A 12,771-nucleotide genomic window follows, 5' to 3' on the forward strand; every position below is an offset into this window, starting at 1 on the left:
GTGCCTTCGTGGCTTAAGACCACACCTCGGATGCCAGGGCGACAACTGATTCGACCTTCGCCCACTGCTCGGCCTCGGTCAGCACGTTTCCCTCTTCGGTCGAGGCAAAGCCGCACTGGGGGCTGAGTGCGAGCTGCTCGAGGGGAACGATGGCGGATGCCTCGTCGATGCGTCGACGCACATCGGCCGGGTCTTCGAGCGTGCCCGACTTGGTCGTGACGAGACCGAGCTCGACGACCTGGTTGCCGCGCGGCAAGAACCGCAGCGGTTCGAACCCACCGGCGCGCTCGCTGTCGTACTCGAGGAAGAATCCGTCGTAGTTGCATTCGCCCAAGAGCTGCTCGGCGACCGGTTCGTAGCCACCGGACGAGATGAAGGTCGAGCGGAAGTTTCCCCGACACACGTGAGTGGTGACGACCAAATCATCGGGCTTGTCGCGAAGCGATGCGTTGATCAAGGAAGCGTAGCGCTCGGCGAGGCCTTCGGAACGCACACCGCGGCTCGTGGCTTTGGCAAGCTCAACGTCTGAGCAGAGGTAGGCCCATGCCGTGTCGTCGAACTGGAGGTAACGGCATCCGGCGTCGTAAAAAGCCTGGACTGCTGCCCGATAGGCCGCGGCAAGATCCTCGAAAAGGTCGTCGCGGTCGCCGTACGGTGAGTCTTCGAATGCGCTGTTTTCGAGGCGGAAGTCGAGCACCGTCGGCGCAGGAATCGTGAACTTGGGAACGAGCCCGGCAGCATCGGCGAGCGGCTTCAGCGTGCGGAACTGCTCGAGCATCGGGTGGTCGGCGGGAAAGCCCACTTCACCGTCGAGCTTGAGCCCGAGCGGTCGCGTTTGTACGCCTTGAAACTGAATGCCGTGATCGAGCTCGACGACATCGACGCCGCCGAGCATCCCGAAAAAGTCGAAGTGCCACCATGAGCGCGGGTACTCGCCATCGGTTGCGAGCTGCAGGCCAGCCTGCGCTTGGCGTTCGACGAGGGCCGCGATCTCGGTGTTTTCGACGCGCTTCAGTTCGGCGGTGTCGATAGCTCCGGTCGCGTGCTGCGTGCGTGCATTCTTCACGCGCTCCGGGCGCAGGTAGCTTCCGACGACATCGGCACGAAATGGCGGGTTCACTGACATGGTCCTCACGATACGACAATGGGTTGCGGCTGCTAGCGCTGAGCCGCGGAATGTGACGGCATACGTCGCCCGGCATCCGCTCTGACGTGGGCTAGCCTCACGTCAGTTGGATTTGCCACGAGGGAGCCGCATGAAGAGCGAGATCACGCCCGCCGAAGGTGTGCTTTCGCGTGCCGCGCGCCTGCTTCGCGCGTTCACCGCAGACGACGACGGCGTGACTGCCGCAACCCTCGCTGTGCGAACTGGGCTCTCTCGTTCGACGGCCCACCGACTCGCTGTTGAACTCACCTCTCTTGGCATGCTCGATCGCCGTGCCGATGGATCGTATGCGGTCGGCACCGGCATCTGGGAGATCGGTGAGCTTGCGGCGGTCTCGGCTCGTCTTCGAGAGCGCGCGCTGCCGCACATGCTGCGGCTGTATGAGGCCACCGGCGAGAACGTGCATGTCGCCGTGCTCAGCAGCGAGAACCCCGCGGATGCCGAAGCGCTCTACGTAGCGCGGGTCACGGGTCCCCACTCGATTCCGACCCTCAGCCGCGTTGGGGGGAGGCATCCGCTCCACACCACGGGAGTAGGAAAGGCGTTGATCGCGCAGCAAGACGATGAGTGGATCGACCTCTTTCTCCTACGCGGGCTGCAGCGCGAAACGGTGCATTCCATCACGGATGCCGCGCGCTTTCGCCAAGATGTCGTTCGGGCGCGCGAGCGCGGTTTCGCCACAACGCGCCAAGAAATGACCCTCGGCAATGTCTCGATTGCCGTCGCAATTCCGCCACTGCCGGGGTTGCCGCTTGCCGCGCTCGGCATCGTCACCCACATGGCGCGCGCCGATGAAGCACGGCTTGCCCCGCTCGTCGTCGCCGCGGCAGGGGATATTGCGCGCGCAGTAGAACATCACTAAACGCGAGATCCCACTCAGTGGGACGAAGGTGTTCGCGTTCGGCACTGCGCGTGCGAGGGTGTGGTGATCTTTGTCGAAGGAGACCTATGACCACCCCCATGAACTCGGCCGCGCCCGAGTCGCTTCTGGCTTCACCCGACCAGTTGACGCAACGCGAGATGACGCAAGAAATCATCGACGTGCACGCTGCCGCCGAGGCTCGCGAGGCAGCCGGCGAGTTCGTACCGATGACTCTCCATGACTTTCCGCCGTACCGTTCCAGCATCCTTCGCCACCCGACGAAGAACCTCAAGCTCGTCGACCCGGAGACGATCGAGCTCTGGTCGCCAGCATTCGGCCAACGCGATGTCGCGGCGATCGAGTCCGACCTCACCCTGCAGCACACGGGCGAGCCGCAGGGCGAGCGCATCACGGTGCACGGTCGGCTACTTGACTCATGGGGCCGCCCGCTCGCCAATCAGCTGCTCGAACTGTGGCAGGCGAATGCCGCGGGCCGCTACATCCACCAGCGCGACCAGCACCCGGCTCCGCTCGACCCGAACTTCACGGGAGCCGGACGAGTGGTCACGAACGACGCTGGCGAATACAAATTCACGACGATCAAACCGGGCCCGTACCCCTGGAAAAACCACATCAACGCGTGGCGCCCCGCCCACATCCACTTCTCGGTCTTCGGTACTGGTTTCACGCAGCGCCTCATCACTCAGATGTACTTTCCGGGCGACCCGCTCTTTGCTCTCGACCCGATCTACAACACGATTCCGCGCCAGAAAGACCGCGACCGCTTGATCGGTGCGTACGATCACGACCTCACGGTTCCCGAGTTCTCGATGGGTTATCGCTTCGACATCGTCGTTGACGGACCGGATGCCACATGGTTCGAGCCCGAGGAGGAGAAGTAATGGTGCAGATCACCCCACCCGCAGGCGACAAGGTCATCGAGCCGAGCCCGGGCCAGACCGTCGGCCCGTTCTTCGCGTTCGGTCTTATCTATCCCGACATGCACGAAGTAGCTTTTCCGCACAGCAAAGGCGCAATCGTTGTCGGCGGCACAGTGTTCGATGGCGCGGGAGCTGCGATCCCCGACGCCGTCATTGAAATCTGGGGTGCCGATGAAGACGGTCAGATTTCGCGAGAGCGCGGCGCATTTCGGCGCGACGACCACACGTTCACCGGATTCGGTCGCGCCGCGACGACCGACGACGGCCACTACGAGTTTTGGACGCGAAACCCCGGATCTGTTGCAGGCGAGGCGCCGTTTTATTCGGTGGTCGTGTTTGCGCGCGGTCTTCCCGACAAGCTCGTGACGCGCATCTACCTCCCCGAAGATGAAGACCGGCTCGCCGCCGATCCGCTGTTGGCTTCGTTGTCTCCAGAGGAGCGCGCTACGCTCATCGCAACCCGCACACCCGCTGGTTACCTGCAGCACGACATTCATTTGCAGGGTGAAAAGGAGACCGTGTTCCTTGCCTTCTAACCCACCGTCGGTCGGATCTTTCGACGACGGTCTCCTGTCGCCGATAACGGCCGGCTACGATGGACTCGTGAGCGATCGCGCTGTTCTCGATGCGCTTGTGACGGCGGAGGTCGCGCTCGTTCGCGCATGGCAGCACGTCGGCGTTGCCCCGGTTTCTGCCGAAGCTGAGGTTTCTGCCGCGCTCGGGTGGGTCGATACGAAACACGGATGCCGCGACCACGGCATCGATCTCGGTGCACTTGCCGCGCAATCCGTTGCCGGGGGTAACCCCGTGATTCCACTCGTGGGTGCGCTGCGAAGCATCGTGCCAGAGAGCGCTCGAGGCTGGGTGCATCGCGGCACGACGAGTCAAGACATCCTCGATTCGGCGCTCATGGTGGTGGCATCGCATGCCGTGGCGCAGATTCTTGCCGACCTCACCGCCGCCGAGAGTGCGCTGCAGGACTTCATTCGTGCCCACGGCGACAGCGTTGCCGCGGCTCGAACACTGACCCAACACGCGGTGCCGACGACCCTGGGTGCCCGCGCCGGAGGGTGGCTCAACGGCATCCGTCGTGCTCGGGTGCGACTCGAGGCCGTGGAGTTGCCGGCCCAGCTTGCGGGAGCGGGTGGCACGCTCGCGGCCATCGGCGAGATCGCTGAAGCATCGGGCGCTGCAGGCGCTGTCGAGTCCGCGCTCGTTGCGGCGTACGCCGACGGATTGGGGCTCGCAGCCCCGACGGCTCCGTGGCACACGAGCCGCTGGCCGGTGACGGAACTCGGCGATGCCCTTGTGCAGGCGATCGATGCGCTCGGCAAAGTTGCGACCGATGTCGCCACAGCCTCCCGCACCGAAATCGGTGAACTTCTCGAGGGCACCGGGGGCGGCTCTTCGGCGATGCCGCAGAAGCAGAACCCCGTGAGATCGGTGCTGATCAGGTCTGCCGCGCTTCGCGCACCGCTTCTTGGCGCGACGCTCCATACGGCGTCGGCGTTCGCGGCCGACGAGCGGCCCGACGGCGCATGGCACGCCGAGTGGCCGACGCTGCGTGAACTGGTGCGGCTCGCGCTTGGCGCCAGTGCGCACGGTGCCGAGCTCCTGCGCGGACTCCGCGTCGACGACGACGCCGTGGCGCGGAACCTTGCTCTTACCGGCGGCCTTATCGTGAGCGAACGCCTGGGCATTGTGCTGACGCCGCTGATCGGTGCCGCGCGTTTCAAAGACCTCATCGCTGCAGCTTCCGCGGGCGGCGACCTCGCGGCATTGATCACCGCACTTCCGGAGGCAGCGGGGCTCGACGTCGACGCCCTGCTCGATCCCGCCCACTACACCGGCGCGGCAGCTTCGATCGCTGCACGCGCACTCGACCCGGAGAGCGACCGATGACCGTACCAGCGCTCGCATTCACTGTCCCGCAGGGGCCAGCGGGGGCACCTCTTCTCGTGCTGGGCCCCTCGCTTGGCACCTCGACGCTGCTCTGGCAAGACGTTATGCCCGAACTCGCCACCGACTATCGCGTGACAGCGTGGGATCTTCCCGGACACGGGCAGAGCCCCGCGGCAACCGCGGCTTTCAGCGTTGCCGATCTCGCCGACGCAGTAGCCGAGGGCGCGGGTGAACCGTTTCTCTACGCCGGAGTCTCGCTTGGCGGAGCCGTTGGCCTGACGCTCGCGCTTCGGCACTCCGAGCAGGTGCGCGCTGCCGCGATTGTCGCATCGGGCGCAAAGCTTGGGGAACCGGGGCCGTGGCACGAGCGGGCAGCCCAGGTGCGTGCCCAGTCGACGTCGACTCTTATCGTGCCGTCGGCCCAGCGTTGGTTCGCTCCCGGCTCCATCGCTCGCCGCCCCGAGATCACCGGTCGCCTCCTCCACGCGCTGCAAGATGCCGACGACGAAAGCTATGCGCTGTGCTGCGAGGCGCTCGCCGCCTACAACGTGCGCGATCAGTTGAGAGACATTCGGATGCCGGTCCTCGCCGCCTGGGGTCAGCACGATGCTGTCGCACCCGAGGCGAAGGCGACCGAAATCGCCGAGGGTGTTCGTGATGGCCGTGCCGTCGTCATTTCAGACGCCGCGCACCTGCCGCCCGCCGAGCAGCCGGTGGCGATGGCATCCGTTTTGCACGAGTTCTTCGCCTCGAGAAAGTGAGTACGACATGACGCGACCGTCAGGTGAAGGTTTGACCGACGAGGAACGCTACGACCAGGGCATGTCGGTTCGCCGTGAAGTGCTCTCGAGTGCGCATGTCGACCGCGCGACGCAGGCCGCGACCGAGATCACGGCGGACTTTCAAGACTTCATCACGCGCGTCGCGTGGGGTGACGTGTGGTCGCGCCCGGGCCTTGATCGCCGTTCACGTTCGATTGCCGTGCTGTCATCGCTCATCGCGCACGGTCACCACGAAGAGCTCGCGATGCACCTGAAAGCCGCGTGTCGAAACGGGCTCAGCATCGCCGAGATCACCGAAGTGATCTTGCAGAGTGCGATCTACTCCGGTGTTCCCGCGGCCAACACTGCGTTTCGGATCGCGAACGAGGTCTTCGCTGACGACGAGGCGTGATCGCGCCGGCTTAGGGCTGGTGCGGCCAGCCGGTGTAGGCCTCGGCGAGGTAGGTCTGGCCCGCTTTCGACTCGACCACTGAACGCAGCTCGCCGAGCTGGCGCCGACGATCGAAGTCCGATGCGTCGGGCGCGACGTGCAGCATGCTCGTCATCCACCACGAGAAGTGCTGCGCCTTCCAGATTCGCTGCAGTGCCTTCTCGGCGTAGGCGTCGATCAGACGATCATCGTTTTCGAGCAGCAGCGCACGCAGAGCCTTTTCGAGCAGAACGACGTCGGCGATCGCAAGATTCATGCCCTTCGCGCCGGTGGGCGGCACAGTGTGGGCTGCATCGCCGATGAGTGCGACCCGGTTCTTTCGCAGCTCGTGCGCGACGAAGCTCCGAAAGCGCAGCACGTCCCGCTGAAAGATCGGACCTTCGGTAAGGGTTGTGCCGGGCACGCGCGCCTGCAGGTGCTCCCACAGTTCTGCTTCGCTGAACGCGGTGGGGTCGGTTTCGGGGGCGCACTGAAAGTACATGCGCTGCACTGTTGCGCTTCGCTGGCTGATGAGCGCGAAACCCTTGTCGGAGTTGCTGTAGATGAGCTCTTCAGAACTCGGCGGTGCCTCGCACAGGATGCCGAACCACGCGAACGGATATTCGCGAAAGTAGCCACCGGTTGCAGACCCGCTAACCGCAGCGCGTGCGACGCTGCGAGAGCCGTCTGCACCGACGACGAAGTCAGCTTCGATCGTCAGCGGCTGCCCCTCGGCATCCGTCGCGATGACTTTCGGGTGCGCGGGGTTCTCGTCTTCGACTCGCGACGCTGTGATGCCGAAACGGAGGTCTTGGCCGGCGGTAAGTCGCACGGCAATGAGATCTTTCAACACTTCGTGCTGCGGAAAAAGCCATACCGCCCGGTCGACGAGGTCGGCGAAGTCGATGCGGTGACCTTCGCCGGCAAAGCGAAGCTCGATGCCCTCGTGCCGGTTTCCCTCGCTGAGTACGCGGGGAGATGCGCCCGATGAGTCGAGGAGTTCCACCGTGCTCTGCTCGAGGATGCCGGCGCGGATCGTGCTTTCGATCTCTTCGCGCGAGCGCTGATCGATGACAACCGACTCGATGCCGGCTCGATCGAGAAGGTGGGCCAAGAGGAGCCCCGCGGGCCCTGCCCCGATGATGGCTACTCGGGTGCGAACTGTCGTCATGTCGTCTCCTTCGACGTGCTCCGTGTCGTCTTCTTCGACGGTGCTCAGAAAGTGTCCCCTGCGGTCACTCGCTGTTGTTGGCTCTTCCCGTTGAATAGGAAACAATCTTCAGCCCGCGCCCTCGCCCGCGCCCCCGCCGCTCTCGCGACTTGCCTGTTTTGCGGGTGTTGCGCACCGATGCCCACGAAGACGGGCAAATCAACCGGGCGGGAGGGGGTCGAGAGCCGCGCGGATGCCGCGAGCCGCCGCCAACAGAGCGTCCAACGCGGGCTCGGGCGCGGCCTCGCGCGGAAGAACGACCGACAGCGCGGCCACCACCGTGCCCGACGAGTCTCGTACCGGAACCGCAACGCCGGTCGACACCGCTTGGATCGTCCCCGGTGCAACGACGTGGCCGAGCCGACGCACATCGGCGAGCGCGCGGCGGAGTGCCGCGGCATCCGTGATCGTGTCTGCAGAGAGGCGCTTGAGGGGTGCCGCCAGCACGCGTTCCTGCAACTCGGCGGGGGCATAGGCCAGCAGCACGAGGCCGGATGACGACGCGTGCAGAGGGAGGCGTCCCGCGATGCGCGTGATATTTGCGCCGGATTCCGGCGAGGACAGGCGTTCGAGAAAGAGCGCTTCGTCTTGCTCGAGCACCGCGAGTTGAGTGTGCTCGTGAATTCGGGCCTGCACGCGTTCCATGTGGGGGAGCGCGGCCTGACGCAGTCGCAATGCGGCTGAGCCGCGGAGCGCGAGCTCCCACAGACGCAGGCCCAGGCGTACCCGATGATCATCATCACGTTCGAGGAGGCCCGCCGACACCAGATCGTCGACGATGCGGTGCGCTGTCGACGATGGTAGTCCCGCGCGTCGACCGATCTGCGTTGCTGTCTGCAGAGTGCGATCGGTGTCGAAGGTGTCGAGAACGCGCACGATACGGTCGGTGACCGATTCTCCCGACGGCGAGTTGGCCATGCGTACAGATTGGCACACGCTCGCGATCGCTGCGAAGGGGTCGCATTGCTTGCGGCCATGTGCTTGGCTCATCGCATGCCGAGCAGCTATGCGTTAGCCGCAATCAATGTTTTCGACGTCTCGATATCGCTCACTGCTGCGGTGACGGCGGCGGCCATTCTCGTTGCCGCCGCGGTCATCGCGTTCATTTTTCGTGCCGCGATACTTCGGTATTCCCGTCGGCAAGACAACACTCATGCCGCGACCTGGTACACGCTTTCGCGGCTCGTGACGTATGCAGTCATCGTCGTAGGAGTGCTGATTGCGATCACCGTCCTTGGCGTTCCGCTCGATAGATTTGCGGTTCTCGCTGGCGCGCTCGGCGTTGGACTCGGCTTCGGGCTGCAAACGCTTTTCAGCAACTTCGTATCGGGCATCGTGTTGCTTCTCGACAAATCGCTCAAGGTCGGCGACTTTGTCGAGCTCGAGTCAGGTGTCACTGGAGAGGTCCGCGACATCAAGATTCGAGCCACGACGGTCGTGACGAACGACAACATCGACATTCTGGTGCCGAACTCCGAGTTCGTGAGTGGGCGCGTCGTCAACTGGACGCACCGTGAGGTGCTGCGAAGACTCCGGGTTCCGTTCGGGGTTGCGTACGGCACAGGCAAAGAGGTCGTGAAGAAAGCAGCGCTTGAGGCTGCGGCATCCGTCCCGTTCACCCTCGATCTTGAAGGACCCCGCCGGCCGCAGGTGTGGCTGAGCGAATTCGGCGCGAGCTCTCTCAACTTTGAGCTCGTGATCTGGTTGAACCCCGAGGCCACGAAGAAGCCGATTGCAGTGACTGCTGCTTACAACTGGGCGATCCACTCCGCGCTGCAACGCCATGGCATCGAGATTCCGTTCCCTCAGCGCGACCTCAACGTGCGCAGTGTGTTCGGTCTGAGCGATGAAGAAGCGCGAGCGGCGCTGGGCTTCGCTGATCAACCTGAATCGTCTGAACCGACGCCTTCGAAAGGTGTTTCGGTCGACGATGCACGCGACAACGATGCGATCGACGACGTCAGCGGAGACGCAGCCGATATGCCCGACCGCTCGACCGACGAGGGTATCTAGGTGGATGGTTGCGTCGCTCGCGCTTCGTTCGCATAATGGAGCACATGCATAGCGAACACCTGTTCGCATAGCGAACACGCGAGGTGCTCCATGATCAACAAAGAAGTGACGGATGCCGCAACCGCTGTTGCCGGAATCCCCGACGGTGCGACGGTCATGATCGGAGGCTTCGGCCGCGCCGGGCAGCCGGTCGAGCTCATTGATGCGCTCATCGCGCGCGGAGCACGCGACTTGACGATCATCAACAACAACGCCGGCAACGGTGACACCGGGCTCGCGGCCCTGCTCGCCACGGGCGGCGTGCGAAAAATCATCTGTTCGTTTCCGCGGCAGTCGGATTCGTGGGTGTTCGATGGCCTGTACCGCGCCGGAAAAATCGAGCTGGAGCTTGTGCCGCAGGGAAACCTCGCCGAGCGTATTCGCGCCGCCGGCGCTGGTATCGGCGCCTTTTTCACGCCGACCGGCTACGGCACACAGCTCGCCGAGGGCAAAGAGACCCGCGAAATCGATGGACGAATGTACGTCTTGGAATACCCGATTCGGGCGGACTTCGCCCTCGTGAGCGCGCTGAAGGCAGACCGCTGGGGAAACCTGGTTTACCGCGAGACGGCGCGTAACTTCGGTCCGATCATGGCAGCAGCGGCGACCCACACGATCGTGCAGGTCGACGAGGTTGTGACGCTTGGCTCCATCGATCCCGAGACTGTCGTGACCCCGGGCATCTACGTAGACAGCGTGGTCGCCGTGGGCGAGCGCTCATGGCTCGATCACGACACTTTCATCGGCGGGGTCACGATCGAGGGCGACCTGGTAGAGCCCGCAAGCACAGCGACAACGGAGGCATGACATGGCAACCACACTTTCCCGCCCCGACCTCGCCGCCCGCATTGCATCGGATATTCCCGAAGGCGCGATCGTCAACCTCGGTATCGGTGCACCGACGCTGGTTGCCAACTTTCTTCCTGATGACCTCGAAATCATCCTGCACACCGAAAACGGGATGCTCGGAATGGGCGCGAAGCCCGAGCCTGAGCGCGTCGATCCCGACCTGATCAATGCCGGCAAGCAGCCGGTGACGGCACTCGCGGGAGCCGCATACTTCCATCACGCGGACTCGTTCGCGATGATGCGCGGTGGGCATCTCGACGTGTGTGTGCTGGGAGCTTTCCAGGTGTCGCAAACCGGGGATCTCGCCAACTGGTCCACGGGAGCGCCCGGAGCAATCCCCGCCGTCGGCGGGGCAATGGACCTCGCAATCGGAGCGAAAGCCGTCTACGTCATGACCGATCTCCTGACGAAGACCGGCGAATCCAAACTGGTCGAGGCGTGCACGTATCCGCTCACCGGCGTCGGCTGTGTCACTCGGGTTTACACCGACTACGCCATCTTCGATGTGACGGCTGATGGCTTCGCGGTACGCGAGGCATTCGGCGAGAACACGGTCGAAAGCCTCGCCGAGCTCACCGGCCTCACCCTGACGGATGCCGCGGCATCCGAGAACGGTAACTGACATGACTGAGACCTACATTTACGACGCCGTACGCACGCCGTTCGGGCGAGCCGGTGGCGCGCTGTCGGGCGTGCGGCCCGATGACTTGGCGGCCGTCGTGATGCGTGCCGCCGTTGAGCGTGCGGGCCTTGACCCGGCGCGCATCGATGACGTGATCTTCGGCGATGCGAATCAAGCCGGTGAAGACAACCGCAACGTCGCGCGCTTCGGAGCGCTCTTGGCGGGTTTTCCCTCGAGCGTGTCGGGTGTGACGGTCAACCGCCTCTGCGGATCAGCCGTCGAAGCCGTCATTCAGGGCTCGCGTGCGATCGCCTCGGGTGACGCTGACATCATTCTCGCCGGCGGTGTCGAATCGATGAGTCGCGCGCCGTACGTCGTCGAAAAGTCGCCGAAGCCATGGCCCGCTGTCGGAAACCAGACGATGTGGAACACCTCGATCGGATGGCGCATGACCAACCCGGCTCTTCGAGCGGAGTGGTCGATCTCAAACGGCGCATCGGCTGAGAAGCTCGCCGAGATCTACGGCATCTCACGCGACGCTCAAGACGAGTTCGCGCTGCAAAGTCACCGACTCGCGGCGGAAGCCTGGGCGAATGGTTTCTACGATGGCGAGATCGTGCAGGTTCCCGGTGCGGAACTCTCTCGCGATGAGGGTATTCGCGCCGACACGACGAAAGAGAAGTTGGCGGGACTCAAAGCACTGTTTGCGAAAGACGGATCGGTAACCGCCGGCAACTCGTCGTCGATCAACGATGGTGCGAGCGCTGTGTTACTCGGACGCGAGGGAGTAATCGACGGTGAGCCGCTCGCTCGGATCGCCGGTCGTGGCGTCTTCGGCAATGACCCGGATGTCTTCGGGGTTGCACCGGTTGAGGCTGCCAACCGGGCCCTTGTCCGCGCCGGGCTCACGTGGGCAGACGTCGATCTTGTCGAGTTGAACGAGGCCTTCGCCTCGCAGAGCCTCGCGTGCCTGCAATCATGGCCCGATCTCGATCCCGCAAAGCTCAACGTGCATGGCGGGGCGATTGCGATGGGGCATCCGCTCGGGGCGTCCGGCGGACGCATCATCGGGCACGCCGCGCACGAGCTGGCCCGCCGCGGTGGCGGGGTCGCGGTCGCGGCAATCTGCATCGGCGTCGGGCAGGGTCTCGCAGTGGTCTTGGAGCGCTGACGGCCGGAATGACTGAAGACGAACCCCTGAAAGACCAGCCGGATGTCGTGCAGTCGTTCGTTCGCGGGCTCGCCGTCATTCGCGCTTTCGACGCGCAGCATCCGCATCTAAGTCTCAGTGAAGTCTCTCGGCGCGCCGACATTACACGTGCCGCCGCTGGTCGCTTTTTGCGCACTCTCGAGAGCCTCGGTTACGTGCGAAATCGAGCCGGCAGCTACGCGCTCACACCCCGCGTTCTCGAGTTGGGTTTCAGCTACCTTTCGGCGCTTTCGCTCCCGGAGGTGCTGCAGCCGCACCTGGAACGTCTATCGCACGATGTCAACGAGTCGGTTTCGGCCGCGGTGCTCGACGGCGGAGACATTGTGTACGTCGCGAGGGTTCCTACGCGGCGCATCATGAGCGTCAGCATCCTGATTGGCACCCGTTTTCCGGCGCACGCGACGAGCATGGGTCGAGTTTTGCTGGCCGGACTGGCAGAAACGGATGCCTCGGCAGCACTTGGCGTGGCAGATCTTCGTCCGCTGACCGACAAGACCGTGACAGACGCGCGGGAGCTGGCCGAAGAGCTTGTGCGCGTGCGGCAACAGGGCTGGGCACTCGTCGACGGTGAGCTCGAGACGGGCCTTCGGTCGATTGCGGCTCCGGTCTTCGATCGTTCCGGTGCTGTCGTCGCGGCGATCAATATCTCCGCAAGTGCCGCCGGGTGCTCTCTTGAGCAGCTCCGTGACATTTACGCTCCCGCGCTTCGCGAGACCGCCGACGCGATCACACGAGAGTGGTCGCTGGTTTAGACCCCGCCTACCCCG

Annotated in this window: 14 protein-coding genes; 11 read left to right on the plus strand and 3 right to left on the minus strand. The window is 64.3% G+C overall.

What is annotated here, in order from left to right:
• Positions 1–13 precede the first annotated feature (13 nt).
• A complete protein-coding gene (locus G6N83_RS07835; RefSeq protein ID WP_165140928.1) occupies positions 14–1,126 on the minus strand; it encodes a 5-methyltetrahydropteroyltriglutamate--homocysteine S-methyltransferase in 1,113 nt (370 codons plus the stop codon).
• Between the two features lie 130 nt (positions 1,127–1,256).
• Between G6N83_RS07835 and G6N83_RS07840 the strand changes: the two genes are divergently transcribed.
• The 6 genes from G6N83_RS07840 to pcaC all read left to right on the plus strand — a co-directional run bounded on the left by G6N83_RS07840 (position 1,257) and on the right by pcaC (position 6,043).
• Positions 1,257–2,027, plus strand: a complete 771-nt coding sequence (locus G6N83_RS07840; protein ID WP_208379739.1) for an IclR family transcriptional regulator — start codon at positions 1,257–1,259, stop codon at positions 2,025–2,027.
• An 86-nt stretch (positions 2,028–2,113) separates the two neighbouring features.
• A complete protein-coding gene (pcaH, locus tag G6N83_RS07845; RefSeq protein ID WP_183408424.1) occupies positions 2,114–2,929 on the plus strand; it encodes a protocatechuate 3,4-dioxygenase subunit beta in 816 nt (271 codons plus the stop codon).
• Positions 2,929–3,504 carry a protocatechuate 3,4-dioxygenase subunit alpha gene (pcaG, locus tag G6N83_RS07850; RefSeq protein ID WP_165140930.1) on the plus strand — a complete coding sequence of 192 codons (576 nt, stop codon included), beginning with the start codon at positions 2,929–2,931 and terminating at the stop codon, positions 3,502–3,504. Before pcaH ends, pcaG begins: the two co-directional genes overlap by 1 nt.
• Positions 3,494–4,870, plus strand: a complete 1,377-nt coding sequence (locus G6N83_RS07855) for a lyase family protein (RefSeq protein ID WP_208379740.1) — start codon at positions 3,494–3,496, stop codon at positions 4,868–4,870. The genes pcaG and G6N83_RS07855 overlap by 11 nt, the downstream gene beginning before the upstream one ends.
• The gene (locus G6N83_RS07860; protein WP_165140932.1) at positions 4,867–5,631 is read left to right on the plus strand and encodes an alpha/beta fold hydrolase; all 765 of its coding nucleotides are present in this window, start codon (positions 4,867–4,869) and stop codon (positions 5,629–5,631) included. The genes G6N83_RS07855 and G6N83_RS07860 overlap by 4 nt, the downstream gene beginning before the upstream one ends.
• Positions 5,632–5,638: 7 nt before the next feature.
• A complete protein-coding gene (gene pcaC, locus G6N83_RS07865) occupies positions 5,639–6,043 on the plus strand; it encodes a 4-carboxymuconolactone decarboxylase (protein ID WP_165140934.1) in 405 nt (134 codons plus the stop codon).
• Positions 6,044–6,053: 10 nt separating this feature from the next.
• On the opposite strand, the gene G6N83_RS07870 is transcribed toward pcaC, so the two are convergent.
• Both G6N83_RS07870 and G6N83_RS07875 read right to left on the minus strand, forming a co-directional pair.
• The gene (locus G6N83_RS07870) at positions 6,054–7,232 is read right to left on the minus strand and encodes a 4-hydroxybenzoate 3-monooxygenase (RefSeq protein WP_165140936.1); all 1,179 of its coding nucleotides are present in this window, start codon (positions 7,230–7,232) and stop codon (positions 6,054–6,056) included.
• A gap of 198 nt (positions 7,233–7,430) precedes the next feature.
• Positions 7,431–8,189 carry an IclR family transcriptional regulator gene (locus G6N83_RS07875; protein WP_165140938.1) on the minus strand — a complete coding sequence of 253 codons (759 nt, stop codon included), beginning with the start codon at positions 8,187–8,189 and terminating at the stop codon, positions 7,431–7,433.
• A 75-nt stretch (positions 8,190–8,264) separates the two neighbouring features.
• On the opposite strand from G6N83_RS07875, the gene G6N83_RS07880 reads away from it, so the two are divergent.
• The 5 genes from G6N83_RS07880 to G6N83_RS07900 all read left to right on the plus strand — a co-directional run bounded on the left by G6N83_RS07880 (position 8,265) and on the right by G6N83_RS07900 (position 12,756).
• On the plus strand, positions 8,265–9,284 hold the full coding sequence (locus tag G6N83_RS07880) for a mechanosensitive ion channel family protein (RefSeq protein ID WP_165140940.1): 1,020 nt from the start codon (positions 8,265–8,267) through the stop codon (positions 9,282–9,284).
• A gap of 90 nt (positions 9,285–9,374) precedes the next feature.
• Positions 9,375–10,130, plus strand: coding sequence for a 3-oxoacid CoA-transferase subunit A (locus tag G6N83_RS07885; RefSeq protein WP_165140943.1), 756 nt, complete (start codon positions 9,375–9,377; stop codon positions 10,128–10,130).
• A 1-nt stretch (position 10,131) separates the two neighbouring features.
• Positions 10,132–10,794: a 3-oxoacid CoA-transferase subunit B gene (locus G6N83_RS07890; protein ID WP_165140945.1), complete on the plus strand. Its 663-nt coding sequence runs from the start codon at positions 10,132–10,134 to the stop codon at positions 10,792–10,794.
• 1 nt (position 10,795) lies between these two features.
• Entirely contained in the window at positions 10,796–11,965 is a 1,170-nt protein-coding gene (locus G6N83_RS07895) for a thiolase family protein (RefSeq protein ID WP_165140947.1), read from the plus strand.
• Positions 11,966–11,973: 8 nt separating this feature from the next.
• Positions 11,974–12,756: an IclR family transcriptional regulator domain-containing protein gene (locus G6N83_RS07900; RefSeq protein ID WP_165140949.1), complete on the plus strand. Its 783-nt coding sequence runs from the start codon at positions 11,974–11,976 to the stop codon at positions 12,754–12,756.
• The last annotated feature ends 15 nt before the right edge of the window (positions 12,757–12,771 follow it).

The organism is Microbacterium endophyticum, from assembly GCF_011047135.1.
Lineage (GTDB): Bacteria > Actinomycetota > Actinomycetes > Actinomycetales > Microbacteriaceae > Microbacterium > Microbacterium endophyticum.